The organism is Actinomyces faecalis (assembly GCF_013184985.2).
GTDB lineage: Bacteria > Actinomycetota > Actinomycetes > Actinomycetales > Actinomycetaceae > Actinomyces > Actinomyces faecalis.
In genome coordinates this window covers 2,574,489-2,601,406 of record NZ_CP063418.1, presented here as the reverse complement: position 1 = coordinate 2,601,406, position 26,918 = coordinate 2,574,489, and the positions used below count along the sequence as shown (strand labels likewise).

The following is a 26,918-nucleotide window of genomic DNA, read 5'->3' as shown; positions in this document are numbered from 1 at the left end:
ACGCCGGCCTCCGGGGGCTAGATCACCGCTACCAGCAGCGTGACTACGAGCCAGAAGGCGCAGGAGGCGGATCCGACGACGATCGCGAACCAGGCGAGGGCCTCGCCGGTCTGGTAGTGGCGGCGGATAGTGCGCAAGGACGCGGCTCCCAGCGCGATCGCGATGAGTCCGAGCGCAGGGATGAAGGACAGCAGGGCGGTCACGAGCCCGGCCACGGCTAGCGGGTTGGTGCGTGGGTGCGGGGCCTGGTAGCCGGGGCCGGAGAAGATCTCAGCGGCCCGCAGCTCTTCCGTGCCAGGAAAGGGGCGACGCGGTGCGGCATGGGGGTACGACGGCGTGGCGCCGCCGGTACGGGCGCCGGCGGACAGGCCCGGCGCTGGGGCTGAGGCGCTGGAGGAGAAGGCGGGCTGCGGCGTCGTCACCCGTCCATCATGCCTCATGGGCGCCGAAGGGCAAGGGTGGCGCCGGCGTCCCTGTGTCCGACGACGCCACGGGGTGGGCAGGTAGGTGGGGGCTGAGCCGTCTAGACTGGAGACCCGGCAGGGCTCTGCCGGGCCCTGTCGCTCGGCACGGGAGGCATGCTCCCATGCCGCCACCCACCCCGACCCACTCGCGACAGGAGCTCTTGTGCCCACCTCCTCCCCAGACCGCCCTGCTCGTGCACGCGGTTGGCGCCTGCACGGCGACGGCCGTTCCATTGCTCCCGGTGAGGTTGTCTCCCCGGCTGAGCGCCTGACCTGGCCTCGTACGATCGGCATCGGTGTCCAGCACGTCGTCGCCATGTTCGGCGCCACCTTCCTCGTCCCGCTGCTCACCGGCTTTGAGCCCTCGACCACGCTGTTCTTCACCGGCGTGGGGACCCTCCTCTTCCTGGGGATCACGGCGGGGCGTCTGCCCAGCTACCTGGGGTCCTCCTTCGCCCTGATCGCCCCCATCGGCGCCGTGACCGGATACGTGGCCGGCGGCGGAGAGGCCATCGACCCCCACCTGGCCTCACTGGCGCAGGGTGGAGTCATCAGCGCAGGTGCCGCCCTGGTCGTGGTGGGCCTGATCGTCCACTTCGCGGGCGCAGGCTGGATCGACCGGCTCATGCCTCCCATCGTGACCGGCGCGATCGTCTCCCTGATCGGCTTCAACCTGGCGCCCTCAGCCTGGAACAACGTCAAGACCGCGCCGGTCACCGCGTTGGTCACTATTGTGGCGATCCTTGTCATCACCGTGCTGTTCAAGGGCATCATCGGACGCCTGGCGATCCTCATCGGTGTGCTCATCGGTTACGCCACCGCCTGCGTGCGCGATGAGGTCGACTTCTCTGCCATCGCCTCGGCGGACTGGGTGGGCGCCCCGACCTTCAGGGCCCCTGCCTTCGACCTCAGTCTGCTGGGCCTGTTCGTCCCGGTGGTGCTCGTGCTCGTGGCCGAGAACATCGGGCACGTGAAGTCCGTGTCCGCTATGACGGGCGAGAACCTCGACGACGTGACGGGGCGGGCCCTGTTCGCTGACGGTCTGTCCACGATGCTGGCCGGTACCGGCGGCGGCTCGGGCACCACGACCTACGCCGAGAACATCGGCGTCATGGCAGCGACGCGCGTGTACTCCACCGCGGCCTACGTCGTCGCCGCGATCACGGCGCTAGGCCTGTCCATGCTGCCGAAGTTCGGCGTCATCATCGCCACGATCCCCGCTGGCGTCCTCGGTGGCGCGGCCACGATCCTGTACGGCATGATCGGCATGCTCGGTGTGCGGATCTGGGTGCAGAACCGTGTGGACTTCTCCGACCCGGTCAACCTCAACACTGCGGCGATCGCCATGGTCGTGGCCATCGCTGACTACACCTGGCACTGGGGTGACATGACCTTCACAGGCATCGCCATGGGCTCGGCGGCCGCTATCGCGATCTACCACGCCATGCGCTGGATCTCGAAGGTTCGTGGGACCAACCTGGAGCAGGCCTCGCCTGCCTCGGCGCCGGCAGGAACCGAGCTGGAGGGGCCGGCCTACGCGACCCGCGCGCGTAAGAAGGACTGAGCACTGAGCGCGGTGAGAGGCGTGCTGTAGACGTCTTGGGCGTACCCACGTGATGGGGGCGTGCTTCCCAGGTTCCGGGAAGCACGCCCCCATGACGTTGAAGGAGCCGCAGTGAGTGATCCGATCAGCTGGCCGGAGCCGGGCTGTCCTGATCGGATGGAGCGTTCGTGACGGCGACGCAGCTGGTGGGCGCCGAGATCGGCGTGCCGGCCTTGAGCTGACCGATCTCCGAGGTAGTGAGGATCGACTGCTTGTACTCCGAGCCGAGCACGACGCTCACGGCCGGGTCGGCGGCGTCGGCGGTCTCGTCAATGGTGACGTTGACGGTCCCGGTGAAGACGCGGGCCAGGGTGTAGGCGTTGGTGATCCCTGCCTGCGAGGTGGTCAGGAGGACGTTGCCGTCGTAGGAGCCGCGGGGCCAGTCCGCCGTCGTCGTCACGGTCAGGCCCGACTCGGTCAGGGCTGTAGTGACGTCACCGGCTAGGCCGGTGGTGTCCGTGCCGTTGTAGACGTTGACGGGGACGGAGGTGACCTCGACCGTCACAGCGTCAGCGGGCGGGCAGGGCTGGGCCACAGGAGTCGCCTCGTCCTTGGCGCTGGAGAAGCCGGGCTCGTAGGGGGCGGGCACGATCCCGGTCCACAGCAGCAGACACACGAGAGTCAGGACGACCATCGTGGACAGGATGCCTCCGATGACCATCGTCTGGCGGTGCTGGAGACGACGGCGGTACTCAGCGCGCGGGTCTGGGGGAGTGCTCACCGGCCAACAGTAACCGAGCTGGTGCGTGGCGGTCAGGAGGCCTCGTGGCGTCGGCGGCCGGCAGTCTCAGACGGCCGGAGGCGGCGGGGCCAGGAGAGCGCGGCCCGCGTGGTCCAGCTCCAGGACCCGGGCGTGCAGGACCGTGCGTCCCTGGAGAGCAGCCCGCAGGGCGCGGTGCAGCCCGGTCTCCAGGTAGAGCTCGCCCTGATAGGCCACGACGTGAGCAAACAGGTCACCGTAGAAGGTGGAGTCGTCGTCGAGGAGGGTGCGTAGGTCGAGGGTGGCACGTGTCGTGGTGAGCTGGTCCAGACGGATCTGCCTGGGGGCGATGACGGACCAGTCGCGCTGCGCCTCGACCCCGTGGTCAGGGTAGGGAGCGCGGTCGCGGACGGCCTTGAAGATCACGGGGTCATGCTAGCGGCCGGCTGTGACACCCGCGTGGGACCCCACAGCCTGTCCGGACCGCGCAGGACCAGCGGGAAGGGGCACCGACGGCGGGGCCGGCCAGCACGTGTCAGCGCGTGGCGGGGCCGGTGAGCTCGGTGGAGTCAGCGGAGGTGAGCAGGCACACGAGGCTGCGGTCCCCGGCTCGCCACGAGTCTGCGGTCGGGGCGAGGAACTGGGCCCGGTAGGTGGCTTGTCCTGTCTGGTCACTCAGGTACGGGGCGGCGACGGACTCGCAGGAGGCCTGGGCCTGCTGGTACAGCGCGTCAGGCTCAGGGAGGGACTCCCCGCTCATCTCGGTGACGTCCAGGACCTGGAAGCGATGAGGCTGTGAGCACTCCACGATCGACACGAGGTCGACCTGGCTGGACTGCGTGGTGTCCTCGTCTGCGGTGGCCGCGGCGCTGCCCTCAGCACTGGAATCGGGGCCGGCGGACGGCTGGCTGCTGGCGACGGGTGCCGGTACGAAGCAGTCCCCGCTACGGATGTCCTGGACCGAGGTGAGTGCGGGGCCTGGTGAGGTGGTGGCGCCGAGCGTCGTCTCGCCGTCGGCCGTGGGTGTGGCCGCGGCGGACGAGGGAGCGCCGGTGCTGCCCGTGGAGGCGGTGCCTCCAGAGCAGCTACCGAGGCAGACGGCGAGCAGCAGGGCGGCAGACAGGACCGTGAGACGGGCGGACGTGTGCATGGGTCAAGCCTGCCAAAGGCGCCGCCGCGTGGATCGTCCTTGGTGGAGATCCGCCCCATCGCGCGAAAAACCCCGGATCTCGACGATCGCGGGGTCTGCCAGCGGAGGATGGGGGATGATCTTCCTGATCCCGCAGCAGTTTGCCGCCCTGCGGTCAGTCACCCCCGAGCACTACCGCCCCTGGTGACCTTCCTTGCCTCAGCAGGACTGCGCTGGTCCGAGGTCACAGCACTCACCGTTGCGGATCTCGGCACCGACGCCGTCCACGTCAACAAGGCGTGGAAGAAGGTCCCCGGAGGTTTCAAGATCGGCCCGCCCAAGACACGCCGAGCCAACCGGCACGTCGCGCTCGCCCCCGACGTCGCCACCGCGCTCGCGGACCTGGCCGAGGGCAGGAAGCGCACTGACCCGCTGTTCACCACCCCTGCCGGCACCACCGTGCGCCACAACGTCTTCTCCAGACTGGGACACAACGGGAACCAAAGGGGTGACCCGGGAACCCCAGCGTGTTGTAATGGATGAACAGAGCCAGAGCCTCATGGGCGCTCCGGCCATGAGCCGCTGACGGGAGGAAGCATGAAGAATCCGTTCGTGACCCCAGCCCGACAGGGCTCCGAGCAGCTGCTCGCCACCGCCAGGTACATCCGGGACCTGGAGGCGGCTGACAGGATGAAGATCCAGAAGCTCCTCTACTACGTCCAGGGCTCCTACCTCGTCCAGACAGGCAGACCCCTCTTCCCTGAGGAGCCTCAGGCCTGGAGGTTCGGCCCCGTCTACGTGCCCGTCTACGTTTCCGACAAGCACAGCACCGGAGCGGTGGACGAAGCAGACGAGTCCGTGCTGACCGGGCCTCAGAAGGAGCTCATCCGGGCCGTGGTCGAGCGGTACCGCGGCTACAGGCCGGTCGGCATGATGAGCCTGACCCACAAGGCAGGTCCGTGGACCCAGGCCAGAGGAGACCTGCCCAAGGAAGCAGACTCCAAGGAGCCGATCACCCACCAGTCCATGATGCGGTTCTTCTCCACCTCGGACGAGACGACCATCGTCCCAGCAGTCTCCCAGGAGGCCCGATGGGACGAGGCCTCTGACGCCCGTATGGAGGATGAGGAGAACCGCTGGGCCGGCCTCCTCGCGCGCCTCGCCTCGTGACCGCGAGCGACATCGGCGCTGACCTGCACGGCTTCGCGATCAGGTACAACCGGCGCGCCTGCGGCGCCGACCACGCTGTCCTCTCACCGGAGAAACTGGCCGGCGCCTGCGGGCGCGCGTTCCAGACATTCGACGGCGCTCCCCTTGCCACGCGGGTCACACAGCGGGCGGCAATGATCCTCGACGCCATCAACCAGGCCCACGCCTTCCAGGACGGAAACAAGCGCACGGCGTGGATGAGCATGATCTACTTCCTCGACCGCTCCGGCTTCACCATCGAGGACGTACCCGAGTCCCAGGGGACGAGGGTGGCCTGGAGAGCCTGGACGACCCGCATGGGCACGCTCACCCACTCGGGGGCGCCGTCTCGTAGCCAGATCGTGGACTGGGAGTGGTCGTAGCAGCCCGCCATCTCCCCTGGCAGGCGTCCCACACGGACGCCCTTCTCGGCGCACTTGCGCAGTAGGGCGTCCAGGGTCGGTTGGGTCATGCACGGCAGGCTAGAGGCGACCACCGACACGAAATGGGGTCATCTCGTAGGCGGCATCTCATTCGGTTTGCGCATCGTCGGTAGCCAGCTGGAGGCTGAGGCGATACTGCTCAGCCTTTGGTTCCTCCGTGAATTCAAGGAGGTTTCCGGTGATCTTGGCGAGAGCATCTCGTACCTCTGCAGGGGTGGCGTAGAAGAACTCTCTTCGGGTGTTAATGCGGTTGACGCGTTTGTCAGCGAAGTAGCGGTGAAGCTCCGCTTCGACAGACCAGGTGCAGAAGAGGCGCCTCACCACCCGCTCATGGGTGGTGAGGCGCCTCTTCTGCATGTGCTGTCGGTCATGACAGTGGCGTCTAGGTGTTGATCGCACGTGTTGACCGCTGAAAACAAGGATCCCCGGAACCGTTGCGGTTCCGGGGAAAAATGGTGGCGGAGGATGGGGGATTCGAACCCCCGAGGGCTTGCACCCAACACGCTTTCCAAGCGTGCGCCATAGGCCACTAGGCGAATCCTCCAGGTGTCCCACGTACTGACGGTGGAGCGACAGTACGTGCAACGGGAATGGAATATATCGGAACGCTGCCCGCTGGTGCCAGCCCGCGACGGTGGCATCGGTCACGACCGTATGTCTGCCTCACGTCTGCGTGGAGCGGATCGGACCTGGGGACGAGTAGCCGCGAGCGTCAGGTACACTGTCTCCCGGCCCCTCGTGCGGCGTCATCCAGTGAATCCCCCAGGACCGGAAGGTAGCAAGGGTAAGCGGGCTCTGGCGGGTGCACGGGGGGTCCTGACGTGCCGACGGCGGTGCTCCGTCCCCGAGAGCGTCGCATCGTGTCGGTGGTCCCGTTTAGAGTCGGACCGTGACCACCGCTCTGTACCGCCGCTACCGCCCAGACACCTTCCAGGACGTCATCGGGCAGGAGCACGTGACTGCCCCGCTCATGGCGGCCTTGCGTGCGGACCGTGTCACGCACGCCTACCTCTTCTCCGGCCCTCGCGGCTGCGGCAAGACCACCTCGGCGCGTATCCTGGCGCGCTGCCTGAACTGCGAGCAGTTCCCCACGGACACCCCGTGCGGCGTCTGCCCCTCCTGCCGGGACCTGGCCACCGGCGGCCCGGGCAGCCTGGACGTGGTCGAGATCGACGCCGCCAGCCACAACGGTGTCGACGACGCCCGTGACCTGCGCGAGCGCGCCTCCTTCGCCCCGGCGCGAGACCGCTTCAAGATCTTCATCCTCGACGAGGCTCACATGGTGACCCCGCAGGGATTCAACGCCCTGCTCAAGCTGGTCGAGGAGCCACCGGCCCACGTGAAGTTCATCTTCGCCACCACTGAGCCGGAGAAGGTCATCGGCACCATCCGCTCGCGCACCCACCACTATCCCTTCCGACTGGTGCCCCCGGACGTCCTGGAGGGCTACCTGGCGCACCTGTGCCAGGCCGAGGACGTACAGGTGGGCCCCGGGGTCTTCCCGCTGGTGACCCGCGCTGGCGGCGGAAGCGTGCGAGACACGCTGTCCGTCATGGACCAGCTCATCGGTGGCGCGGTCGACGGCGAGGTGGACTACCAGCGTGCGGTCGCCCTGCTGGGATACACGGACACCACCATGCTCGACCAGTGCGTGGACGCGATCGCCGGTGCGGACGGCGCCGGTGTGTTCCGCGTCGTGGACCGGGTCATCGCGTCGGGCCACGATCCGCGACGCTTCGTGGAGGACCTCCTCCAGCGCCTGCGTGACCTGCTGGTCATCGCCCTGGCCGGGGCTGAGGCTGGGCCGGCGCTCGGCTCCCTGCCTGCTGACGAGCTGGAGCGTATGGAGGTCCAGGCCCGCACCCTGGGATCGGGTGCTCTGTCCCGCTACGCGGACATGACGGCCCAGGCGCTGACCCAGATGGTGGGTGCTACCTCACCGCGCCTACAGCTGGAGCTGCTCATGGCACGTCTGCTCGTGCCCGCACAGCCGACCCAGGCTGCCCAGCCGGTCGCGCGCGGAGGTGCGTCCCAGCCGGCTGGCTCCGCGCGTCCAGCGCCTCACGGGCCGGCCCCAGACGACGGCGCAGCCACCGGTCAGGGGCGCACCCTTGCGGCGCAGATCGCTCGACAGGCAGCGACGGCGCATGCTCAGGAGCCTGACGCCTCACAGAGTCGTTCTGAGATCGGCGTCGACGGCGCCCCGCCCGCGCAGCAACCGGCGTCCGTGCAGTCACCCGGTCGCAGGCAGCCTGCTGCCCCGTCGCCGGAAGCTGCACCCGTCCCCGTCTCGCCCGCGTCTTCTGCGCTGGCCGCCTCAGAGGGCCCCAGCGTGCCTGAAGCCTCGAGCGCGCCGGTGGCCGCCAGCGCGGCGGCAGCTGTCGCCACTGAGCCGACCCCGGCCCCGGAGGGTCGGTCCTCGGCCCCGGAGGCGGCTGACGCGGAGATGATCCGTACCCGGTGGGGCGAGGTCCTGGACTCAGCCAGGCGCACCCGTCGTGCGACCTGGGCCCTGGTGGAGCAGCACGCCCAGCCAGGCTCCCTGACGGGAGGAGTCTTCCAGGTGCTCTTCACCGCGCCCGGGCTCGTGAACGCCTTTGAGAACGGTGGCCACGCCCAGGTCCTGTCTGAGGCGATCCACCAGGCGCTAGGCCTGCAGGTGCAGGTTCAGGCGGTCCTGACTGGTGGTGACGGGCCGGCAGGAGGCTCCTCCGGTCCCGCAGGCGGGTCTGGACCATCGAGTCGCGGACCTTCCGGGTCGGGCGGGCGGGTCGGTGCTGTCGCCTTACCGGCACCGTCCCACGAGGTTCCCAGTGCACAGGCGGAGCCTTCGCTGCCGGCTCCTTCGGAGCCTGAGCCGGTTGGCTGGGGCGAGGTAGCACCGATCGGGCGGGCTCGTCAGGCGCAGGCTGAGCCTGCCCCGGACCCTCGCGAGGCAGGCGGCTCGGACGTCACAGCGTCTGCTGGAAGCGTGACTGCCGAGGTAGTACTCCCGCGCGAGGAGCCTGCCTCAGGCCGCAGTACTGACGCTCTCGCGCCTGTACCGGAGGGCCTGGGTACAGCAGGGGATCCACCGCAGACCGCAGAGAATACCCCGGCTACTCCGCCTAGCTCCTCTGAGTCTGACACAGACCGTGCGAGCACCCCGGGTGGTGCCGGCTCCCCAGTGAGCGGTCGCCTGGACGATTCCTCGGAGGGTGGCTCCTCAGCCCCGACAACCGTCTCACCTGCTGATGCCGACGGTCCCACCCTGGGGCGCCCGTCCGAGCCCACCCCGCCTGGTGAGGGCTCACAGGAGGAGCCTCACCTCGCGACCGTCCACCGCCTCCACGCCCTGCCGAAGACTCCCGGCGGGGCATCGTCGTCGCACGGGCCGGGTGGCTCAGCGGCGATGACGCCGGAGCCTGCTCGGGCGGAGGCGTCCACACAGCCTGCCCCGCCGACCTTCTCCGACGGGGTCCCGCTCCCTGAGGAGCCAGGAGACCCGGACGGACCTGGGGACGCGTGGGCGCGGTCCTCGCGCGCGTCGTCAGCCTCGGTCTCTGCGGCGATGGCGGCAGCACGGGCGGCAGCCCGCGGCGAGGCTCCCCCTCCGGGGGCTGCCGAGCTACGCACCGTGTCCCTGGAGGACGACGTCCCCAGTGAGGACGACGAGGACGCGGAGGAGGCCGGCGTCGTCGGCCTGGAGGTGGTCAAGCGTCTGCTCGGAGCCACCGTCCTGGAGGAGATCATCGTGAACCCGGAGGAGTACTGAAGATGCCAGCGGTCTACGAGGGCGCGGTCCAGGACCTCATCGACGAGTTCGGTCAGCTGCCGGGCATCGGCCCGAAGTCCGCCCAGCGTCTGGCCTTTCACGTCCTGTCCGCGGACTCCTCCAGCGTCGAGCGCCTCATCGAGGCGCTTCGGGCGGTCAAGGCCCGTGTGCGCTTCTGCGAGACCTGCGGCAACATCGCGGAGTCCGAGCAGTGTGCCATCTGTCGTGACCCACGCCGGGACCAGAGGGTCATCTGCGTGGTCGAGGAGCCCAAGGACGTCGTCGCTATCGAGCGCACACGGGAGTACCGCGGCCTCTACCACGTGCTCGGCGGCGCGATCGACCCGATCAACGGCGTGGGCCCGGACGACCTGCGCGTGCGCGAGCTCCTGGCGCGGCTGGGCGGGGAGGTCGAGGAGGTCATCATCGCCACCGACCCTGACGTCGTGGGCGAGGCGACCGCCGCCTACCTCACCCGCATGCTGCGCACGATGGAGGTCCCGGTCTCGCGCCTGGCCTCCGGGCTGCCGGTGGGAAGTGACTTGGAGTATGCCGACGAGGTGACTCTCGGCCGCGCCTTTGAGGGGCGACGCCGCGTCGAGGGCTGAGCACTCCACCCACTGGCAGGGCTACTGTCGGCCCAGATGCCCGTTCTCGTCCAGTTCCAGGCGTGTGTCGATCCTGAGCTGGCTCAAGAAGACCTCGTTGTGGCTGACGACGAGCAGCGCACCGCGATAGGCCGTAAGCGCCTGGACCAGCTGCTCAACGCTGTCGATGTCGAGGTTGTTCGTCGGCTCGTCCAGGATAAGCAGCTCGGCGGGAGGATCCGCCAGCAGCAACCGTGCCAGCCGGTTGCGGATGGTGCCCGGCGGAGTGTCATGTGACACGGCCCGGACGTTGTCCATGGCGCTGGCTACCTCCTTCAGGTTGTCCAGACGCTGGGGGAGGTAGTCCACTCGCTGGGTGAGTAACCGACCGTGGGGGAGGCCAGGCGCGCCAGGCCCACCGGACAGGAGGTGACGCAACAGGGTTGTCTTCAGTGTGAGTGTCTGGGGCAGGTAGGCCACCTCGCCCTGAGCGCTGAGCCGCCCTGAGGACGGTGCCAGCTCGCCGGCGATCAGACGCAGGAGGGTGGACTTGCCTGAACCATTGCGGCCAATGAGGCTGGAGCGGCCGGTGGGGAAGGTACCGCTGACGGCAGATAGTGCGGTCCCGCCGTCGGGCCAGGTGAAGGTGAGCTCATGGAAGGTGGCGGCCGTGTGTGAGGGAGCGCCGCCAGGTGGGGCCTGAGGACGCGCGTGAGAAGGGTGGCGTGGCATGACAGGTGCTTTCTGTGGGGCTCCCACAGCGGGCGCTGGTCACGAGGAGCGACGGCGCGAGGCGTCATGAGACCAGGCTCGCCACGTGGGGAGAGCGGAAGGCGGACGTCTCGACAGGCAGGTGCGCAGGCTCAGCGATGAACGGCGCCGCAGTGGCCTGTCAGTCTCAGATCAGCTTCATGCTGCCGGCAGTAGCAGGCGAGGCCAAGGGGGTGATGGCGGCCTCCGCTGCCGCTCCTGGCAGTCTCAATATGAAGAACTGGCTCTGCCCACTTCCTGGACGCGCCGTATGCTGCCCCTGAGCCACGCTGAGGTGGGCCGCCCGCACTGAGCGATCTGCGAGACCTGTGAGGCTGCCTGCTGAGCGCGGTCACGGTCTGTCGGTGACGGAACCTCAGGAGCAGCACATGGCACTGGTCGTCCAGAAGTACGGCGGCTCGTCGGTCAGTGACGTCGAGGCGATGCGGCGCGTCGCCCGGCGCGTCGTCGCCACGCGCAACGCCGGCAACACGGTCGTCGCCGTGGTCTCTGCGATGGGTGACACCACGGACGACCTCCTGGACATGGCAGACGCCCTGACCACCAAGGCACCTGCCCGCGAGATGGACATCCTGCTGTCAGCCGGCGAACGCATCTCGATGGCCCTGCTGGCCATGGCCATCAACGAGCTGGGAGTGCCGGCCCGCGCCTACACCGGGGCCCAGGCTGGCGTGCTGACGGACTCCAGGTACGGCAAGGCCTCGATCGTCGGCGTGCTGCCCGAGCGCGTGGCCCGCACCATCCAGATGGGTGCCGTCGCCATCGTCGCCGGCTTCCAGGGCATCAACGAGGTCGAGGACGTCACCACGCTGGGACGTGGTGGGTCGGACACCACTGCCGTCGCGCTCGCGGCTGCTCTCAACGCTGACGTGTGCGAGATCTACACCGACGTCGACGGACTGTTCACCGCCGACCCCCGGATCGTGCCCACCGCCAGGCGCATCGAGTCTCTCACCAGTGAGGAGACCCTGGAGATGGCGGCCAACGGCGCCAAGATCCTCCACCTGCGTGCTGTTGAGTACGCCCGCCGCTTCGGTGTGCCGATCCACGTGCGCTCGTCCTTCTCGGACAAGACCGGTACCTGGATCTATGACGGCCGCCGAGAGGGCGGCTTCACCCCGCCAGCCGTGGCTGAGCGACTCAACGCTGTGGTCGAGGCGGACACCGAGGACCACGAGCGTGCCTCCCAGGAGACCGCCCGCCGTGGCTCCCAGGGGCCGGCCGTTCAGCTCGACGGTGTGTCGGGACGTGTCGTCGCGCCTGCCGGCACGCCCGCGCCTGACGCCTCGAACGTCGGCGCCGCCCACTCTCATGCCATCCAGGCCCGTGCCAAGGCCCGTCCCCACCCGTCCGCGAAGGAGGACAACGTGGAAGCCCCCGTCATCTCCGGCATCGCCCACGACCGCAGTCAGGACAAGATCACGCTCGTCGGCGTGCCGGACGTTCCTGGCGCCGCGGCCCGGATCTTCGCCATCGTCGCGGGCACGGACGCCAATATCGACATGATCGTCCAGGACGTCTCTGCCGAGGGCACGGGCCTGACCAACATCTCCTTCACGTGCCCCGACGGCGACTCCGCTGACGCCCGCGCGGCACTGGAGGCGGCGCAGGGAGAGCTCGGCTTCACGTCCCTGCACTTCAACCCTGACATCGGCAAGCTCTCCCTGGTGGGCGCCGGCATGCGCTCTCACCCGGGTGTCTCGGCCAGGCTCTTCAGCGCCCTGAGCGAGGCCGGGGTCAACATCCACATGATCTCCACCTCTGAGATCCGTATCTCGGTCGTGGTCGACGACTCCGTGCTCGACGAGGCCGTGCGCGCAGTCCACTCAGCCTTCGGCCTCGACGCCTCGACCGCTGAGGCGGTCGTCTACGGCGGAACCGGAAGGTGAGGTAGTCCCATGAGCTCACAGACAGCGTCTGAGGTCGTCAACGAGTACGTCGGCCCGGCCGACGGCGTCGTGGTCGCCGTCGTCGGTGCCACCGGCCAGGTCGGGCGCGTCATGCGCGTGATGCTGGAGGAGCGCGACTTCCCGGCCCGCTCGGTCCGTTTCTTCTCCTCGGCCCGTTCGGCTGGGCAGGTCGTGGAGTTCCGTGGTGCCCGGGTCGAGGTCGAGGACGTCGCGACGGCGGACCTGGCTGGTGTCGACGTCGCTATCTTCTCCGCCGGAGGTGCCGCCTCCAAGGAGCACGCCCCGAGGTTCGCCGCGGCGGGCGCCGTCGTCGTCGACAACTCCTCGGCCTGGCGCAAGGACCCGCAGGTCCCTCTCGTCGTCTCTGAGGTCAACCCGGAGGCCGTGCGCGTGCGGCCCAAGGGCGTCATCGCCAACCCCAACTGCACGACCATGGCGATCATGCCGGCCCTCAAGGTCCTTCATGACGAGGCAGGACTCAAGCGACTCGTCGCCTCGACCTACCAGGCCGTGTCCGGGTCAGGGCGCGCAGGCGTGGCCGAGCTGGCCGGGCAGGTGCGCACCGTCGTCGAGCAGGGAGCTGACCTGGAGGGCCTTGCGCTGGACGGGCGGGCCGTGACCTTCCCGGAGCCGGGCGTCTACGTGGACACCATCGCCTTCAACGCCGTCGCCTGGGCGGGCAACGACGCCGGTGACGGCTCCCGCGAGACTGACGAGGAGCAGAAGCTGCGCAACGAGTCGCGCAAGATCCTCGGTGTCCCCGACCTGAAGGTCTCCGGTACCTGCGTGCGCATCCCGGTCTTCTCCGGCCACGGCGTGAGCGTCTCAGCCGAGTTCGAGCGCGAGATCAGCGCCGAGCGCGCCATCGAGCTGCTGCGCCAGGCGCCCGGCGTCACGTACGAGGACGTGCCCAGCCCTCTCAAGGGTACGGGCCGAGACGGCACCTTCGTGGGTCGTGTGCGCGCGGACCAGGCCTGGGACGAGGGGCACGGTATCTCGCTCTTCGCCGTCGGGGACAACCTGCGCAAGGGGGCGGCCCTCAACGCCGTCCAGATCGCCGAGCTGGTGGCTGCTGAGCTGCGTGAGGCTCGAGCCTGACGGCGGACAACGACGAACGGGCGGGGCGCCCGGAGCCCGACGGCTCGGGGGTACCAGCGCAGGCTGATGAGTGCGGGCACCACGAGTGCCAGGGCCAGGGTGCACCAACCGAGCACCGGGTATCTGGTGCAGGTGATCGGCGAGGCGGAATAGATAGGCAGTTCTATCCGTTAGCGCCGGTGCAGGCAACTGCCAGGCGTCGCGCACCGCGTCGCCCACCAGCACGAAGGAGCCACCGTGGCCACGATCAACATCACCGGCGAGCAGTTCAACGAGACCGTCCGCGGCGAGGGAATCACCCTGGTCGACTTCTGGGCCTCCTGGTGCGGTCCGTGCCGCCAGTTCGGCCCCGTCTTCGAGAAGGCCTCTGAGGCGAACCCGGACCTGACCTTCGCCAAGGTGGACACCGAGGCGGAGCAGGGTCTTGCGGCCGCGCTCGGCATCTCCTCGATCCCGACCCTCATGGTCTTCCGTGATGACGTCCTCGTCTACCGCGAGGCCGGCGCCCTGCCCGCCAAGGCGCTGGACGCCCTTATCACCCAGGTTCGAGAGCTGGACATGGAGGACGTCAAGGCCAAGATCGCCGCCCAGCAGGCTGAGGGCTGAGTCGGTCTGAGGATGAGCGCCACCCCTATTTTCTAGGGGCCGGTTATCAAAATCTGTACTTTTAATCGTCTTTGATGTAAAGTGGAGTCCATGAGCACCAAGAACGTCACTGCCCCCGCTGTCCTGCCCACCTTCACCGCGACCCCCGAGCTGCGCGATGCCCTCCAGCGCGCCCTGACCGACGTCACCGCTCTCAGCCTCGTCGGCAAGCAGGTCCACTGGAACGTGGTGGGCCAGGGCTTCCGCTCCATCCACCTGAACCTGGACGAGGTCGTCGACATCGCCCGCGAGGCCTCCGACGAGATCGCCGAGCGCATGCGCACCCTCAACACCGTCCCGGACGGTCGCCCGGCCGCCGTCGCCGACTCCAGCCTCCCGGCCGCCCCGGCTGAGCTCGTCATCGTCTCTGACGCCGTCGACTACTCCGTGGCCGCCATCAACGCGACCGTGACCACTCTGCGTGAGATCCACAAGGTCGTCGACGAGACCGACCCGATGTCCTCCGGCATCATCGAGGACATCGCCCTCAAGCTTGAGCAGCAGGCCTGGTTCCTCGCCTCGCAGAACTTCGCGGCCTGAGCCCCAGCGGCCAGGCAGGCCCTGAGCCCAGCCTGACTGCATGAGCACAGTCGACGACGTCGCCCGCCTGACCCGCCTCACGCGCTACCTCGCGCAGCAGGTCACGGCGGGCGATCTCGTGCCCCAGCCGAGCGACGCCGGCGTCCGGGCCGTCCGCGGAGGCGGGACCGTCTAGTCGGCGTCGGGCATGAGGACCCAGGCCACGGCGTAGGCGACCCACATGGGCCCGGGCAGGAGCGCCGCCAGGAGCGTGCCCAGGCGGACGAGGGTGGGAGCCACACCCCATTCCTCGGCCAGACCGCCACAGACACCGCCGATGAGGCGGCGGCGTGAACGACGCGGGAGGTGAGCGCGCCAGCCCTCAACGCGCTCGGAGAACGTCGGGGCGGTGGTTGTGGAGGAGGATGGGTACTGCTGTGTCATGGCTCCAGTGTGGGAGGTCCCGCGCGCCGTCGGTATCAGGGCCTGCCCTGATTCAACCCTGGTCCGGCCGGTGTCCTGGCGCTCTGCCCCTAGCCCTGAGCAGACGCCTTGGCCTGAGCCGCGGCCCGGGCGGCTGATGGCGCGGCCTCGGCAATCCGCTCCAGGTCAGCCTCGCCGTGGGCGGCAGAGACGAAGTAGGCCTCGAAGACGCTGGGCGGCAGCGCCACACCAGCCTCCAGGAAGGCGTGGAAGAAGGGCGCGAAGCGGAAAGCCTCCTGGGCACGTGCCTGGTCGTAGTCGCGCACGCCGTGCTCGGCGGCCTCGGCCCCGAACATCACGGAGAACAGCGACCCGGAGCGCTGCACCCGGTGCGCCACGCCCTCAGCGCAGAGCGCCTGGCTGATGACCTCCCCAATCTCCTGGGAACGGCGTGCCACCGTGGTGTAGACGGCGTCGTCGGCCAGCTGGAGCGTGAGCAGGCCAGCGGCGGTGGCCAACGGGTTCCCGGACAACGTCCCCGCCTGGTACACCGGCCCCAGGGGCGCCAGCATCTCCATGACCTCGGCGCGTCCGGCCACCGCCGCCAGCGGCATCCCGCCGCCCACGACCTTGCCGAAGGTCAGCAGGTCCGGCACCCACGCAGCACGCTCACGCCAGTCCTCGCCCCACGTGCTGGCCGACGACGGCACCACAGCCACACTCCCGGCCTCAGCACTGTCGGCTGCACCCTCGGACGCCCGCCAGGCAGGCGTCGCCGACGGCCCGGTCGCGCCGGCGTCAACCCACCCGTCCAGGGCCTCTAGGCCCCACATGCCGGCGGGTCCCACGCGGAACCCGGAGAGCACCTCGTCGGCGATCATGAGGGCGCCGTGGGCCGAGGTCACCTCACGGATCGCAGCGTTGAAGCCAGGGGAAGGCGGGACGATGCCCATATTCGCGGGCGCCGGCTCGGTGATGACGGCAGCGATCTCCTCCCCTCGTGCGGCGAGGCACTCGCGCAGGGCATCGACGTTGTTATAGGGAAGCACGATCGTCTGGGAGGCGATCGACGCCGGCACGCCTGCGCTGCCGGGCAGGCCGCCCGTGGCCACACCGGAGCCAGCGGCTGAGAGCAGGCTGTCGCTGTGCCCGTGGTAGCAGCCGGCGAACTTGACCACGAGGTCACGTCCGGTGAACCCGCGCGCCAGCCGGATCGCCGTCATCGTGGCCTCGGTACCGGTGGACACGAAGCGTACGCGCTCGGCTGCCGGCACCCGGCGCCGCACCTCGCGCGCCAGCAGCGTCTCGGTCTCGGTGGGGGCCCCGAAGGACAGTCCCTTGGCTGCGGCCTCCTGCACCGCGGCCACGACGGCCGGGTGGGAGTGCCCCAGCAGCGCCGGCCCCCACGAGCCCACGAGGTCGACGTACTCGCGTCCCTCGGCGCTGGTGACCCGTGCCCCGGCCGCGTGGTCGATGAAGACCGGTGCCCCGCCCACGGACCCGAAGGCGCGCACGGGGGAGTCCACGCCGCCGGGGATGAGGGCGCGGGCGTCGTCGAAGAGCTGCTGGTTGGTGGTCATGATCAGGACCTTCCGTCAGGTGGTCAGGAGCGAGTGGGATGAGGGACGACGGCGGTGCTCACGCTGTCTGCTCGGCGCGCCGTCAGGGGGGAGGGTCAGCGGGCCAGCAGCCGGGCGACCTCGCGGGCCCAGTAGGTCAGCACGGTACCGGCCCCGGCGCGCACGATGCCGGTGACCGACTCCATGATGACACGCTCGCGGTCGATCCAGCCCTGAGCGGCTGCAGCCTCCACCATCGCGTACTCGCCCGAGACCTGGTAGGCGGCGACCGGTACCGGTGAGGCGGCGGCGACGTCGGCCAGGACGTCGAGGTAGGGGCCAGCGGGCTTGACCATGACGATATCGGCGCCCTCGGCGATGTCCAGCATCGCCTCGCGAAGCCCTTCGCGGCGGTTGGCCGGGTCCTGCTGGTAGGTACGCCGGTCGCCCGTGAGCGTGGAGCCCACGGCCTCACGGAAGGGACCGAAGTAGGCCGAGGCGTACTTGGCGGAGTAGGCCATGACGGCGACGTCGTCGTGCCCGGTGGCGTCCAGGGCCTGGCGGATCGCAGCGATCTGGCCGTCCATCATGCCCGAGGGCGAGACCATGTGGGCGCCGGCCTCGGCCTGGGAGACCGCCATGGCCTGGTAGAGGGCGAGGGTGGCGTCGTTGTCCACCTCGCCGGCGCGACGCCCCGACTCCTCGCCGCGTACGAGGCCGCAGTGCCCGTGCTCGGTGAACTCGTCCAGGCAGGTATCCGCGCACACGACGAGGGCGTCTCCCACCTCCTCACGCACAGCGGCGATCCCACGGTTGAGGATGCCCTCCTCGGCCCACGCCTGGGTCCCGGCGGCGTCGCGTGCCTCGGGCACGCCGAACAGGTCGATCGAGCCGACGCCGGCCTCCACCAGCGCCACGGCCTCGCGACGAAGGGAGTCCAGAGTGTGCTGGTACTGCCCCGGCATCGCAGCGATCTCGCGAGGCTCGCTGATCCCCTCACGCACGAAGGCGGGGTAGACGAGCTGGGCCGGGCTCACGCGTGTCTCGGTCACGAGCCCGCGCATGGCGGGCGTGGTGCGTAGCCGCCGCGGGCGCACGGTGGGCGCCTGGGGGGCCGGGACGCCCCGGGAGGAGAGGAAGGTGGCGGCGGGAGAGGTGGAGTAGTCGGTCATGAGGGTCCTTCGTCTGTCAGAGGAGGGTCGGCTCAGGGGCGGTGGGCAGTGGACGGGCCTGGACGGAGGTGCCGGCTCAGGGCGGTGGGGCTCCCGCCTCGTGGGACGAGGGCGCGGCGACCTGCCGGGCCTGCCGGTCCAGCGCCTGGCTGACGGCCCTGAGAACGCCGTCAGCCGTCGGGGTCGGGGCGACTGCCGCGACCTGTAGCCCTGCCGCCTGCGCGGCCAGCTGGCTGGGGCGGCCGAGGGTGACGACGGCGGTGCCGGTGGGGGCAGGTCCTGACAGCTCGATCAGGGCCCGGACCGCGGAGCCCGAGGTCAGGAGGACGGCGTCCCAGAGGCCGCAGCGCCAGCTCTTGGCGAAGGTCGGGGGCAGGGAGGAGGCAGGAGCGGTGAGGGTGGTGTAGACAGCGGCACGCTGGACCTGCGCGCCCAGCCCCTCCAGCCGCTCGGCCAGGACCGGGCGGGCGATGGCTGACTGCGGCAGCAGGACCCGCGTGCCGGGTCCCACCCCGGCGTCCTCCAGGGCCTGGGCCAGCGCCTCGGCGTCAGAGCCTCCGACGACGTCCGGCTGCCGGCCGGTGACGGCCGCCAGGGCACGGGCGGTGCGAGGCCCGACGGCGGCCAGGCGGGTAGGTGGCAGGAGCAGGCAGCCGTCCTCGGAGAGGCGGGTCGAGACGCTGTCCTGCCTGTCGCCACGCACGGCACCGTCACCAGCCTCCCCTGAGGCTCCGAGCCGGGAGAGGTCAAGGACCTCAAGGGTCTGGGCGCTGGTGACCACGACCCACTCCGGCCAGCCGGAGCTGATGAGCGTGCGAGCCCGTTCAACCTCCTCAGGCTTGCCCGGGCTCGTCACCGTCAGGGCCAGGGCGTCGACCTCGGCTCCGGCCTCGCGCAGGACCCTGGCGAAGGGATCGTCGGTGCGTGAGCGGCCGAGGAGCACGCGACGGCCGGCCAGCGCCTGGTGCACGCTGTCAGCCGGGCTCCCGCTAGATGAGGTGGTGGCCGTGGTGGTCATGGCGTCCTGGAGTCCTTGACGGCGGCAGCGTGCGGGCCGGTGCTGCCTGCCCCGGGACGGCCCTTGGAGGCCTGCAGGTCAGTGATCTGGGCGGCGCCGTCCGCCAGGAGCCGCTCGGCGACGCGACGGCCCAGGTCCTCGGCCTCCTCCAGTCGCCCGGTGGCGCTCGCACGGCGCAGCCGGGTGCCGTCGAGCGAGGCCGCGACGGCCTCCAGGCAGATGGCGGGCGCCTGGTCGTGACCGGGCGCCCAGGCCGTGCCGGGCTCGGTCGGCAGGTCACGGTCCGCGACAGCCTCGTCGGCCGCGTCGAGGGGCCGGGCCAGTGCCCCCACAGGTGCGGCGCAGCCCGCAGCGAGCTCGCGCATGAGGGAGCGTTCGGCGTCAGCGCAGGCACGGGTCGCCGGGTCGTCAACCAGGGCGAGCGCCACCGCCAGGACGGGCAGCTCGGAGGAGACACGGTCTCGCGTCTCGACGGCCAGTGCGCCCTGGGCCGCTGCGGGAAGCATCCACGGCTCAGGACCGGTAGGCGAGCCCTCCTCGGGGAGGTCCTGCGCCTCGGCCTGGGAGCGGGCGCCGCAGCGTGCGGCCAGCGGCTGGCTGGCGTAGTCCTCCAGGCCCAGCCGCCTCATCCCGGACAGGGCGAGGACGACGGCGTCCAGGTCCGGCTCAGTGGTGGCCCCCATGGGGCCGTCGGCGTTGACGACCGATCCCACCACGCGCGCCAGCCGCGTGGGGACGTTGCCGCGGATCGGCACGATCTCCAGGTCCGGGCGCTGGGCGAGCAGCTGGGCGGCGCGCCGGGGGGAGCCGGTACCCACGCGAGCGCCGTCGGGCAGGTGGGCGAGTCCGGTGCCGGCCACCGTGCACAGCACGTCACGTGGGTCCTCACGCGGTGGGACGGCGGAGATCCGCAGGCCCGGCACCGTCGCGGTGGGCAGGTCCTTGTAGGAGTGGACGGCCAGGTCGCACTCGCCGGCCAGGAGCGCCTCACGCAGCGCCGTGGCGAAGACCCCGACCCCGCCGAGCTGGGACAGCGCCGTGGGGTCGACGTCGCCGCGCGTGCGCACGGGGACGAGCTCGACGTGGAGCTCCTGCCCGGCAAGGGCCGCAGCCTGCTCCAGCATCCGGGCCACGAGGCCCGACTGGGTCAGCGCCAGGGCCGATCCGCGGGTGCCTAGTCGGACGGTGCTCATGCCTGCTCCTGCTCCGGGGTGAGGGACGTCGGTGCGTCGGCACCGGCCAGAGCGACGTTACCCGCTGCCGGGTAGGCGAGGCCGGACTGCGCAGGCGCCGGCTGGAGCGAGGCGGACAGGCGAGCGGCCTGCGTGCGGGCGTGCTCGACCACGGTCGCGATCCCGGTTCCCGCCACCCAGGCCCCGGTGACGGCCAGGCCGGGCAGGGTGGCGACGTCGTCGACAAGCCGGGCGGTGCGCTCTCGGTAGGCGGGGGTGACTGGAGGCAGGGTCCCGTCCCAGCGCACGGTCGTGTGGGCGATGACGTCCTCACGCCGTAGCAGCGAGGTCAGGCCGGTGAGCACCGTGACGTCCTCCAGCGCCTGGTCCAGGCTGATCTCGGGGCGCGGCTCGCCGGGGCGGCCATAGGACAGCCGCAGGGCGTGGACATGAGGGCCATGAACCCCTGCCAGCTGCTCACCGATCCAGGGCCATTTGACACTCAGATGCGACAGGGCCTTGGCGCTCACGGGGCAGGAGGCGGCCTCCTGCCCGGGGGCTACTGGCGCCACCAGCAGCCCGGAGCCGACCGGGGCGGCGTCAAGCTCCTCACTGCGCACCACAAGCATGACCCGCGCGATCGGGGAGCCCACGGGCACCTCGATCGTGGCGTCGGTACCGGCGCCTGCCAGGAGCCGCTGGGCGGCTCCGGCGGAGCAGGCCAGCACGAGCCGGCTGGTGCGTACGAGCTCGCTCGGCCCGGTCGGGACGGGCTCGGACGACGGCGTCGCCCCACGTACGGTCGGTGCGACCTCCAGGTCCCAGGAACCGGGGGCGTCGGGAGCCGGCCGCAGGCTCTGGGCGCCGGTACGGGTGAGCACCTGTCCGCCGGCCGCGGTGACGGCCTCACGCAGTGCGTCGGTCAGGGCCGTCAGGCCGCCGTGGGTCGTCACGTCCGCGGCCTGCCCGGCCCGGCGTCGGGCACGACGATGCTCGATCAGCTCGGTGACGGCGGCCTGCAGGCTGCCGAGCCTGGCCGTGGCCTCGCGCAGGCCGGGAGCCACGGTGTCCGCGGCCAGGTCGGTGGGGTCCGAGGTGTGGATGCCGGCCACGATGGGGCGCACGAGGCGGTCGAGGACCGTCTGGCCCATGCGGGCGCGTACGAAGGAGGCGAGGTCGGCCGGGTCCCCTGGCTGGGTACCGACCGTGCCGGGCAGCGTGGCGTCGGCCGCGGCGCGCTCGGCACCGGCCTGCCCCAGCACGGCGACGGCGTCCTCAGCCAGAGGGTGGGCCGGGATACCGAGGAAGGAGTCCTTGAGGAAGGGGTGCCGCGCCCATCCTGCCGAGGAGGGCTCGTCGTCGAGCGGGGGAAGGAAGAGGCTGGCCCCGCCGCCCGACGGGCCGGTGACCGTGAGGCCGAGGGCGTCGACCATCTCCGTGACGGCCTGACCTCGCATGACGAAGCCCTCGGCGCCCAGGTCCGTCCTGGCCCCGCCGACCTCGGCGGCAGCCACGAGCCCGCCGGTGTAGCCGCGCGCCTCTACGAGCAGCGGGCGCAGGCCGGCCTGGCACAGCTGCCAGGCGGCAGAGAGTCCGGCGATGCCGCCGCCCACGACGACGGCGTCCCGTACCTGCGGGGTCATGCCTGGACCTCCGGCCCCTGCCAGGAGAGGGCAGCGACCTCAGCCCACTGACGGTCCGCGTGCACCTGGGCGACGACGGTGGTGAGTACCGCCGGGTCAGTGCTCGCGGGCACGCCGTGACCGAGGTTGACCACGTGACCGGGCGCCCGGCGTCCGAGCGCCAGGCAGCGGTCGACTGCGGCGGCCAGGACCGGGGCGGGAGCAGCCAGCAGGGCCGGGTCGAGACTGCCCTGGACCGGGCAGGGGCCGTCCGGGGAGGTACTGAGGTCCTCGATCGCCTCGCCCAGGTCCGTGCGGTCGTCCACGCCGACGGCGTCAGCGCCCGCCTGGCGCATGTCAGCCAGGATCCGTGCGGTGCCGGTGCCGAAGTGGATGAGCGGCACGCTGGCGCCGGTGGTGGAGGAGACGGCCTGACGGGCGTGCTCCAGAGCCTGCGCCGAGTAGGGGGCGACCGCGCGACGGTAGTCCGCGGGCGCCAGGGATCCTGCCCAGGAGTCGAAGAGCTGAGCGGCTGAGGCGCCGGCCTCGACCTGGGTCGCGATGAACTGGCCGCTGACCTCGGCGCACCAGGTCATGAGAGCGTGCCAGGCCTCGGGGTCAGCGTGCATGAGCGTGCGGGCCGCCAGGTGGTCGCGAGAGGGACGTCCCTCCACGAGGTAGGCGGCGAGGGTGAAGGGAGCCCCGCCGAAGCCGATGACCGGGGTCCAGCCGTGCTCGCCGCGGGACTGGGCCAGCCCTGCCAGCTCTCGCTCGCCCAGCTGGCGGCCGCGAGGGCTGAGGACGCAGTCACTGCCTGGGCGCTCAGGCGTGCCCAGCTCGGCGACGACGGCGCGTACGCCCTGGGACACCGCCTCCACCCCGGCGGCGTACCCGTCCTCGCCGTAGCGGTGGGAGACGAGCTCGTCCACGTCCTGGTGCGTGCGGACAGGCCGGTCGATGACGGGACCCACGCCTGGCTCGATCCGTACCCCGACTCCAGCCAGGCGCAGCGGCACCATGATGTCGGAGAAGAAGACCGCGGCGTCTACGCCGTGACGGCGTACCGGCTGCAGAGTCGCCTCTGCCGCCAGCTCCGGGCGTAGGCAGACCTCGAGCATCTCCAGGCCGACCTCGGCGCGCATCGCGCGGTACTCGGGCAGCGAGCGGCCTGCCTGGCGCATGAACCACACCGGTGTGCGCGGCGGGCGGTGGCCCCTCAGCGCCTCCAGGAGCGCGGGAGCAGGACCGGAGGACCGGTCGAAAGAATTGTGTGCGGGGGTAGTCACGGAATAGTCCTTAAGGCGGCGGAAGGTGACGTCGCGTGATATTCCGGAAGGAAAACCATCGTCGTGCCCAATCTACGCAGATGAGGTCGGAAGAGCGAGAAAAAATACTGGTAGTGCGCTAAAAGGTACGGTCATGACAATGTGTTCGCATCGGATAGTGACGCCTTGTCCTCATATTTCCTCGCGTTCCCGCTCCCCATTGTGCCCTTTCTTTGCCCGGGTGCTTGAATACACCCTGCTGTGCTTCATCTTCTGTCTGCTGACCACCACACCCACGGGCTCGACCTCGTTGCCCGGCTGGGTGGCGTCGTCGCGCACCTGGGGCCTGACCTCCTGAGCGCGGTCCCCGGTCTCGACGGCGTGGTGGTGCTGGGGACCTGCAACCGCCTGGCCATCCTGCTTGACGCGCCTGCCGCCACAGGCTCCCGACCTGATGAGGTGGCTGGCGAGATCAGCGAGGCCGTGACCGGCTTCCTCGCCGCGCGAGCCGACCTGGACGCCCTCACGCTGCGCTCCTGGCACGGCGTGGACGCCGTCGCCCAGCTCTTCGCGACAGCAGCCGGGCTGGAGTCCATGGTCATAGGTGAGCGTGAGATCGCGGGCCAGCTGCGCCGCGCCATGATCCTGGCCCACCAGGACCGCACCCTGACCGGAGCGCTCGCTCGCGCCGTCGAGCACGCCTCAACCACCTCCCGGCGCGTGGCCTGCTCCACGGGGCTGAGCGGCAACGGACGCAGCGTCGTCGCCGTCGGCCTCGACCTGGCAGCACGGCAGCTTCCGCCCCTGGACGGGGTGCGGGTCCTGCTGGTGGGGACCGGGGCCTACGCCGGCGCCACCGTCACCGCGCTGCGTGAGCGCGGGGTCACGGACCTGGAGGTCTACTCCCGCTCGGACCGCGTGCAGGCCTTTGCTGACGGGCACCACCTGCGTGTCGTCACCGAGGAGACGCTGCCAGCTGCCCTGGAGCTGGCGGACCTCGTGGTCACCTGCCGAGGCCTGGGTGCCCCGGTGCTCACCCGCGAGCTGGTCGAGCCTGCGGCCCGGCTGCGCCAGCCCGTCGAACCGGCCCTCCTGGACCGCCACGAGGACCCCTGCTCGCCTGCCGAGCCGCCTGAGCGTCCGCTCGTCATCCTCGACCTGGCGCTCATGCGTGACGTCGAGGAAGCGGTGGGCAGCCTGCCGGGCGTCCTGCTTATCGACCTTCCCAGCGTCCAGAGGTCAGTGCCTGAGGCCGAGGCCGCGCAGGTGGAGGCCGCCCGCGCGATCGTGAGGGAGGAGGTCGCTTCCTTCACCCGCATGGCGGGTGGGCGTCGTATGGACCCCGTCATCACCGGGCTGCGCACGCACGTCGACGAGATGGTCGAGCGCGAGGTCGCTCGCCTGCGTGTGCGCGACGGCGTGGTGGACGCTGATGACGCCGCCCGCGCGCTGCGCCGTCTGGCGGCCCGGCTGCTCCACCACCCGAGCGTCGCCGCCCGACAGGCCGGGGAGGCCGGCCGGGACGAGGAGTACCTGGCAGCACTGCCGATGCTCCTGGGGCCGGAGGTCACCAGTGCCCTGCTCGCTGGCGCCCAGGCTCCCACGGCCTGTCCGGTCCACGTCACCGGGGGCGCTCCTGCCTCAGGACAGCCCGTCCAGACTGAGAGGACCCATGACTGAGACTACCGTCCCCGCCCACGTCGGCTCGCCCGTCTCCGCAGGAGGACAGGAGGCTGGGCCGTCGTCGCCCGACCCGCTGGCTCCCTACGACGCTGTCCTCGTCCTGTCCTACGGCGGTCCCACGGGCCCCGACGACGTCCTGCCCTTCATGCGCAACGCCACGGCCGGACGTGGGGTGCCTGACTCCCGCCTGCTGGAGGTCTCCGGGCACTACGGGCGCTTTGGCGGGGTCTCCCCGATCAACGCCCGCAACGCCGAGATGCTGGAGGCCCTGCGTGCCGAGCTCGCCCGCCGCGGCTCGCGCGTGCCTGTGGCCATCGGCAACCGCAACTGGCACCCCTTCGTCTCCGAGGCCATGCGCTCGCTGGCCGACGGCGGTGCTCGCCGTGTGCTGACGATGACCACCTCCGCCTACGGCTCCTACTCCGGCTGCCGCCAGTACCGTGAGGACACGGCTGGTGCGCTCGCCCTCCTGGCCGCAGGCGCCGACGGTGAGACCGGTCAGGGCTGGGAGGCCGACGCCGCTGCTCGGGTCGGTGGAGCCGGAGGTGCGCCGGTCGAGCTCACGGTGGACAAGACCCGCCCCTTCTACAACACCCCCGGCATGCTGGAGGCCAACGTCGACGCGATCGTCGCCGCCTACCGCCAGCTTCAGGCCCAGGGGGTGGAGCCCAGCGGGGTGAGGCTCGTGCTGGTGACCCACTCGGTACCGGTCGGCATGGAGGAGGACTCCGGCCCGCACGCGCAGGAGCGGGCGGCTGGCGCCGGCCCGGCCGTGGCGGAGCCGGGTGTGGCCCCGGACCTGTCCACGGAGATCTCCTACGTCGAGCAGCACCAGCGCCTGGCCGAGGTCCTGCTGCCGCGGGTCCGCGAGCGCCTGGGACTGGCCGAGGACCCGCGCACGGACCTGGTCTACTGCTCGCGCTCGGGCCCGCCCCAGGCCCGGTGGCTGGAGCCTGACGTCAACGACCACCTGGAGGCCCTGGCAGTCGGGCGCCTGACCGACGGGACGGCGGTGGCGGTGCCCACGGGCGTCGTCGTCGCGCCGATCGGCTTCGTGGCGGACCACATGGAGGTCGTCTTCGACCTGGACACCGAGGCCCGCCAGACCGCTGAGAGCCTCCACCTGCCCTACGTGCGAGCGGCAACGGCGGGCACGCACCCGGCCTTTGTCGCCTCGCTGGCCGATATCCTTCTGGAGCGGGCTGCCGTCGCCCGTGGTGAGGAGGTGGAGCCGGACTCGACTACCGGCACCGGGCCCTTCCACACCGTCTGCCCGGACGCCTGCTGCCGTCCCGGGGTGCGTCGTCGCCCCCACGCCCGTCCCGCAGGCCCGCACGGGCAGGGCTGAGCCCGCCATCGTCCACCCAGACCAACCACCACCCCACCACCAACGAGGGAGTCCACCATGACTGACCAGACCACCCCGGCCGCGACCGCCGGAGGCTCCGAGTCCCACGGCCACTACCAGCACGACCCGCGCGACGCCCGCCACGTTGACCTCGACGAGGTCAACAACAAGAACCACTACGCCCTCTACGCGGTCTTCCGCCTCACCCAGCCGCTGCCGCCGCTGGAGGACACGCGTCGCCGCCTGGTCGGGGAGTCGCAGTACTACGTCGAGCAGTCCGAGGTGACCACCCGCGGCTGGTACGACGTCTCCGGCTTCCGCTCTGACGCCGACCTGCTCGTGTGGTGGCTCGACGACGACCCCGAGAAGCTACAGGACGCCAACCACCGTCTGCGCGCCAGCGCGCTGGGGCGCTACCTGGAGCCCGTGTGGTCCTGCATGGGTCTGCACACTCCGGCCGAGTTCAACCGCATGCACATCCCCGCCTGCTTCGGTGGCGTGGTACCGCGCGACTGGCTCATGGTCTACCCCTTCGTGCGGTCCTACGACTGGTACCTGCTGCCGGCTGAGGAGCGCTCGCGGATCATGAAGGAGCACGGGCGCAACGGCTTCTCCAAGTATCCTGATGTCAAGGGCTCGACGCTGTCGACCATGGGGCTGAGCGACTACGAGTGGATCCTCGGCTTCGAGGCGGACACCCTTGACCGTCTGGAGGGCGTCATCCACCACCAGCGCTACACCGAGGCGCGCCTGCACGTGCGCGAGGACACCCCCTTCTACACCGGCGTGCGCGTGAGCCCGGCCGAGTGGGCCGAGCGTCAGCCCCGCTCCTGAGCCCCAGGCTC

At 70.7% G+C, this 26,918-nt stretch carries 27 protein-coding genes, 1 tRNA gene and 1 other RNA gene; 15 read left to right on the top strand and 14 right to left on the bottom strand.

All coding sequences use genetic code 11. The features are described 5' to 3' along the window. Nucleotides 1-17: 17 nt before the first annotated feature. The gene (locus HRL51_RS11165; RefSeq protein ID WP_244960180.1) at nucleotides 18-422 is read right to left on the bottom strand and encodes a DUF4190 domain-containing protein; all 405 of its coding nucleotides are present in this window, start codon (nucleotides 420-422) and stop codon (nucleotides 18-20) included. Nucleotides 423-627: 205 nt separating this feature from the next. On the opposite strand from HRL51_RS11165, the gene HRL51_RS11160 reads away from it, so the two are divergent. Next, a complete protein-coding gene (locus tag HRL51_RS11160) occupies nucleotides 628-2,028 on the top strand; it encodes a uracil-xanthine permease family protein (protein ID WP_172119137.1) in 1,401 nt (466 codons plus the stop codon). Nucleotides 2,029-2,152: 124 nt separating this feature from the next. On the opposite strand, the gene HRL51_RS11155 is transcribed toward HRL51_RS11160, so the two are convergent. The 3 genes from HRL51_RS11155 to HRL51_RS11145 form a co-directional block, all read right to left on the bottom strand. Next, on the bottom strand, nucleotides 2,153-2,788 hold the full coding sequence (locus tag HRL51_RS11155; RefSeq protein WP_328704953.1) for a LytR C-terminal domain-containing protein: 636 nt from the start codon (nucleotides 2,786-2,788) through the stop codon (nucleotides 2,153-2,155). 66 nt (nucleotides 2,789-2,854) lie between these two features. Next, complete coding sequence (locus HRL51_RS11150; protein ID WP_172119138.1) at nucleotides 2,855-3,193, bottom strand: type II toxin-antitoxin system VapB family antitoxin; 339 nt, start codon at nucleotides 3,191-3,193, stop codon at nucleotides 2,855-2,857. Between the two features lie 109 nt (nucleotides 3,194-3,302). Further along, on the bottom strand, nucleotides 3,303-3,917 hold the full coding sequence (locus tag HRL51_RS11145) for a septum formation family protein (protein WP_172119139.1): 615 nt from the start codon (nucleotides 3,915-3,917) through the stop codon (nucleotides 3,303-3,305). 183 nt (nucleotides 3,918-4,100) lie between these two features. On the opposite strand from HRL51_RS11145, the gene HRL51_RS11140 reads away from it, so the two are divergent. From HRL51_RS11140 to HRL51_RS11130, 3 genes are read left to right on the top strand one after another with little or no spacing between them, the layout of a single operon-like run. Further along, on the top strand, nucleotides 4,101-4,439 hold the full coding sequence (locus tag HRL51_RS11140; RefSeq protein WP_172119140.1) for a site-specific integrase: 339 nt from the start codon (nucleotides 4,101-4,103) through the stop codon (nucleotides 4,437-4,439). 54 nt (nucleotides 4,440-4,493) lie between these two features. Continuing rightward, nucleotides 4,494-5,066 (top strand): Panacea domain-containing protein, encoded by a 573-nt coding sequence (locus HRL51_RS11135; RefSeq protein ID WP_194256526.1) that lies wholly within the window; start codon nucleotides 4,494-4,496, stop codon nucleotides 5,064-5,066. Then, on the top strand, nucleotides 5,063-5,467 hold the full coding sequence (locus tag HRL51_RS11130; protein ID WP_172191837.1) for a Fic family protein: 405 nt from the start codon (nucleotides 5,063-5,065) through the stop codon (nucleotides 5,465-5,467). Before HRL51_RS11135 ends, HRL51_RS11130 begins: the two co-directional genes overlap by 4 nt. Before the next feature lie 147 nt (nucleotides 5,468-5,614). Here the strand turns inward: HRL51_RS11130 and HRL51_RS11955 are convergent, their stop codons facing one another. Next, nucleotides 5,615-5,884, bottom strand: coding sequence for a GIY-YIG nuclease family protein (locus HRL51_RS11955; protein ID WP_342355648.1), 270 nt, complete (start codon nucleotides 5,882-5,884; stop codon nucleotides 5,615-5,617). Between the two features lie 99 nt (nucleotides 5,885-5,983). Beyond that, nucleotides 5,984-6,071 (bottom strand) — tRNA-Ser (locus HRL51_RS11120). Nucleotides 6,072-6,254: 183 nt separating this feature from the next. Here HRL51_RS11120 and ffs point away from each other — a divergent pair. The 3 genes from ffs to recR all read left to right on the top strand — a co-directional run bounded on the left by ffs (nucleotide 6,255) and on the right by recR (nucleotide 9,889). Continuing rightward, nucleotides 6,255-6,349: signal recognition particle sRNA small type (gene ffs / locus HRL51_RS11115), an RNA gene on the top strand. 67 nt (nucleotides 6,350-6,416) lie between these two features. Next, entirely contained in the window at nucleotides 6,417-9,281 is a 2,865-nt protein-coding gene (locus tag HRL51_RS11110; RefSeq protein ID WP_172191836.1) for a DNA polymerase III subunit gamma and tau, read from the top strand. 2 nt (nucleotides 9,282-9,283) lie between these two features. Continuing rightward, nucleotides 9,284-9,889, top strand: a complete 606-nt coding sequence (gene recR / locus HRL51_RS11105) for a recombination mediator RecR (protein ID WP_172119147.1) — start codon at nucleotides 9,284-9,286, stop codon at nucleotides 9,887-9,889. Nucleotides 9,890-9,910: 21 nt separating this feature from the next. On the opposite strand, the gene HRL51_RS11100 is transcribed toward recR, so the two are convergent. Then, a complete protein-coding gene (locus HRL51_RS11100) occupies nucleotides 9,911-10,600 on the bottom strand; it encodes an ATP-binding cassette domain-containing protein (protein ID WP_172191835.1) in 690 nt (229 codons plus the stop codon). Between the two features lie 407 nt (nucleotides 10,601-11,007). Here HRL51_RS11100 and HRL51_RS11095 point away from each other — a divergent pair, with 407 nt between their 5' ends. The 5 genes from HRL51_RS11095 to HRL51_RS11910 all read left to right on the top strand — a co-directional run bounded on the left by HRL51_RS11095 (nucleotide 11,008) and on the right by HRL51_RS11910 (nucleotide 15,007). Beyond that, complete coding sequence (locus tag HRL51_RS11095) at nucleotides 11,008-12,528, top strand: aspartate kinase (RefSeq protein ID WP_172191834.1); 1,521 nt, start codon at nucleotides 11,008-11,010, stop codon at nucleotides 12,526-12,528. A gap of 9 nt (nucleotides 12,529-12,537) precedes the next feature. Continuing rightward, nucleotides 12,538-13,647: an aspartate-semialdehyde dehydrogenase gene (locus HRL51_RS11090; protein WP_172119149.1), complete on the top strand. Its 1,110-nt coding sequence runs from the start codon at nucleotides 12,538-12,540 to the stop codon at nucleotides 13,645-13,647. Nucleotides 13,648-13,884: 237 nt separating this feature from the next. Further along, on the top strand, nucleotides 13,885-14,253 hold the full coding sequence (trxA, locus tag HRL51_RS11085) for a thioredoxin (RefSeq protein WP_172119150.1): 369 nt from the start codon (nucleotides 13,885-13,887) through the stop codon (nucleotides 14,251-14,253). 90 nt (nucleotides 14,254-14,343) lie between these two features. Beyond that, on the top strand, nucleotides 14,344-14,832 hold the full coding sequence (locus tag HRL51_RS11080; RefSeq protein WP_172191833.1) for a Dps family protein: 489 nt from the start codon (nucleotides 14,344-14,346) through the stop codon (nucleotides 14,830-14,832). Nucleotides 14,833-14,872: 40 nt separating this feature from the next. Then, the gene (locus HRL51_RS11910; protein WP_280528698.1) at nucleotides 14,873-15,007 is read left to right on the top strand and encodes a hypothetical protein; all 135 of its coding nucleotides are present in this window, start codon (nucleotides 14,873-14,875) and stop codon (nucleotides 15,005-15,007) included. Here the strand turns inward: HRL51_RS11910 and HRL51_RS11075 are convergent. The 7 genes from HRL51_RS11075 to HRL51_RS11045 form a co-directional block, all read right to left on the bottom strand. Continuing rightward, nucleotides 15,004-15,255 carry a PspC domain-containing protein gene (locus tag HRL51_RS11075; protein ID WP_172191832.1) on the bottom strand — a complete coding sequence of 84 codons (252 nt, stop codon included), beginning with the start codon at nucleotides 15,253-15,255 and terminating at the stop codon, nucleotides 15,004-15,006. The two genes, HRL51_RS11910 and HRL51_RS11075, sit on opposite strands and share 4 nt — an antisense overlap. An 89-nt stretch (nucleotides 15,256-15,344) precedes the next feature. Next, complete coding sequence (gene hemL, locus HRL51_RS11070) at nucleotides 15,345-16,814, bottom strand: glutamate-1-semialdehyde 2,1-aminomutase (RefSeq protein WP_172191831.1); 1,470 nt, start codon at nucleotides 16,812-16,814, stop codon at nucleotides 15,345-15,347. A 95-nt stretch (nucleotides 16,815-16,909) separates the two neighbouring features. After that, nucleotides 16,910-17,965 carry a porphobilinogen synthase gene (hemB, locus tag HRL51_RS11065; RefSeq protein ID WP_172191830.1) on the bottom strand — a complete coding sequence of 352 codons (1,056 nt, stop codon included), beginning with the start codon at nucleotides 17,963-17,965 and terminating at the stop codon, nucleotides 16,910-16,912. Nucleotides 17,966-18,041: 76 nt separating this feature from the next. After that, nucleotides 18,042-18,983, bottom strand: coding sequence for a uroporphyrinogen-III synthase (locus HRL51_RS11060; RefSeq protein WP_172191829.1), 942 nt, complete (start codon nucleotides 18,981-18,983; stop codon nucleotides 18,042-18,044). Further along, nucleotides 18,980-20,176 carry a hydroxymethylbilane synthase gene (gene hemC, locus HRL51_RS11055; protein WP_172191828.1) on the bottom strand — a complete coding sequence of 399 codons (1,197 nt, stop codon included), beginning with the start codon at nucleotides 20,174-20,176 and terminating at the stop codon, nucleotides 18,980-18,982. Before hemC ends, HRL51_RS11060 begins: the two co-directional genes overlap by 4 nt. Further along, nucleotides 20,173-21,798: a protoporphyrinogen/coproporphyrinogen oxidase gene (locus HRL51_RS11050; protein ID WP_172191827.1), complete on the bottom strand. Its 1,626-nt coding sequence runs from the start codon at nucleotides 21,796-21,798 to the stop codon at nucleotides 20,173-20,175. Before HRL51_RS11050 ends, hemC begins: the two co-directional genes overlap by 4 nt. Continuing rightward, complete coding sequence (locus tag HRL51_RS11045) at nucleotides 21,795-23,063, bottom strand: uroporphyrinogen decarboxylase (protein ID WP_172191826.1); 1,269 nt, start codon at nucleotides 23,061-23,063, stop codon at nucleotides 21,795-21,797. The genes HRL51_RS11050 and HRL51_RS11045 overlap by 4 nt, the downstream gene beginning before the upstream one ends. 240 nt (nucleotides 23,064-23,303) lie before the next feature. Here HRL51_RS11045 and HRL51_RS11040 point away from each other — a divergent pair, with 240 nt between their 5' ends. Genes HRL51_RS11040 through hemQ form a run of 3 tightly spaced genes read left to right on the top strand, consistent with a single transcriptional unit; the run spans nucleotide 23,304 to nucleotide 26,907 of the window. Beyond that, nucleotides 23,304-24,722, top strand: a complete 1,419-nt coding sequence (locus HRL51_RS11040) for a glutamyl-tRNA reductase (RefSeq protein WP_172191825.1) — start codon at nucleotides 23,304-23,306, stop codon at nucleotides 24,720-24,722. After that, nucleotides 24,715-26,073 (top strand): ferrochelatase, encoded by a 1,359-nt coding sequence (locus HRL51_RS11820; protein ID WP_244960179.1) that lies wholly within the window; start codon nucleotides 24,715-24,717, stop codon nucleotides 26,071-26,073. Before HRL51_RS11040 ends, HRL51_RS11820 begins: the two co-directional genes overlap by 8 nt. A 57-nt stretch (nucleotides 26,074-26,130) precedes the next feature. Beyond that, nucleotides 26,131-26,907, top strand: coding sequence for a hydrogen peroxide-dependent heme synthase (hemQ, locus tag HRL51_RS11815; protein WP_244960178.1), 777 nt, complete (start codon nucleotides 26,131-26,133; stop codon nucleotides 26,905-26,907). Nucleotides 26,908-26,918 lie beyond the last annotated feature (11 nt).

What these genes read in the sequence shown, in the direction of transcription:
- hemB (WP_172191830.1), bottom strand. Translation starts at nt 17,965, where the DNA reads ATGACCGACTACTCCACCTCTCCCGCCGCCACCTTCCTCTCCTCCCGG.
- hemC (WP_172191828.1), bottom strand. Translation starts at nt 20,176, where the DNA reads ATGAGCACCGTCCGACTAGGCACCCGCGGATCGGCCCTGGCGCTGACC.
- HRL51_RS11820 (WP_244960179.1), top strand. Translation starts at nt 24,715, where the DNA reads ATGACTGAGACTACCGTCCCCGCCCACGTCGGCTCGCCCGTCTCCGCA.
- HRL51_RS11145 (WP_172119139.1), bottom strand. Translation starts at nt 3,917, where the DNA reads ATGCACACGTCCGCCCGTCTCACGGTCCTGTCTGCCGCCCTGCTGCTC.
- HRL51_RS11135 (WP_194256526.1), top strand. Translation starts at nt 4,494, where the DNA reads ATGAAGAATCCGTTCGTGACCCCAGCCCGACAGGGCTCCGAGCAGCTG.
- HRL51_RS11050 (WP_172191827.1), bottom strand. Translation starts at nt 21,798, where the DNA reads ATGACCCCGCAGGTACGGGACGCCGTCGTCGTGGGCGGCGGCATCGCC.
- HRL51_RS11955 (WP_342355648.1), bottom strand. Translation starts at nt 5,884, where the DNA reads ATGCAGAAGAGGCGCCTCACCACCCATGAGCGGGTGGTGAGGCGCCTC.
- HRL51_RS11100 (WP_172191835.1), bottom strand. Translation starts at nt 10,600, where the DNA reads ATGCCACGCCACCCTTCTCACGCGCGTCCTCAGGCCCCACCTGGCGGC.
- recR (WP_172119147.1), top strand. Translation starts at nt 9,284, where the DNA reads ATGCCAGCGGTCTACGAGGGCGCGGTCCAGGACCTCATCGACGAGTTC.
- HRL51_RS11060 (WP_172191829.1), bottom strand. Translation starts at nt 18,983, where the DNA reads ATGACCACCACGGCCACCACCTCATCTAGCGGGAGCCCGGCTGACAGC.
- HRL51_RS11080 (WP_172191833.1), top strand. Translation starts at nt 14,344, where the DNA reads ATGAGCACCAAGAACGTCACTGCCCCCGCTGTCCTGCCCACCTTCACC.
- hemQ (WP_244960178.1), top strand. Translation starts at nt 26,131, where the DNA reads ATGACTGACCAGACCACCCCGGCCGCGACCGCCGGAGGCTCCGAGTCC.
- HRL51_RS11095 (WP_172191834.1), top strand. Translation starts at nt 11,008, where the DNA reads ATGGCACTGGTCGTCCAGAAGTACGGCGGCTCGTCGGTCAGTGACGTC.
- HRL51_RS11075 (WP_172191832.1), bottom strand. Translation starts at nt 15,255, where the DNA reads ATGACACAGCAGTACCCATCCTCCTCCACAACCACCGCCCCGACGTTC.
- hemL (WP_172191831.1), bottom strand. Translation starts at nt 16,814, where the DNA reads ATGACCACCAACCAGCAGCTCTTCGACGACGCCCGCGCCCTCATCCCC.
- HRL51_RS11090 (WP_172119149.1), top strand. Translation starts at nt 12,538, where the DNA reads ATGAGCTCACAGACAGCGTCTGAGGTCGTCAACGAGTACGTCGGCCCG.
- HRL51_RS11910 (WP_280528698.1), top strand. Translation starts at nt 14,873, where the DNA reads ATGAGCACAGTCGACGACGTCGCCCGCCTGACCCGCCTCACGCGCTAC.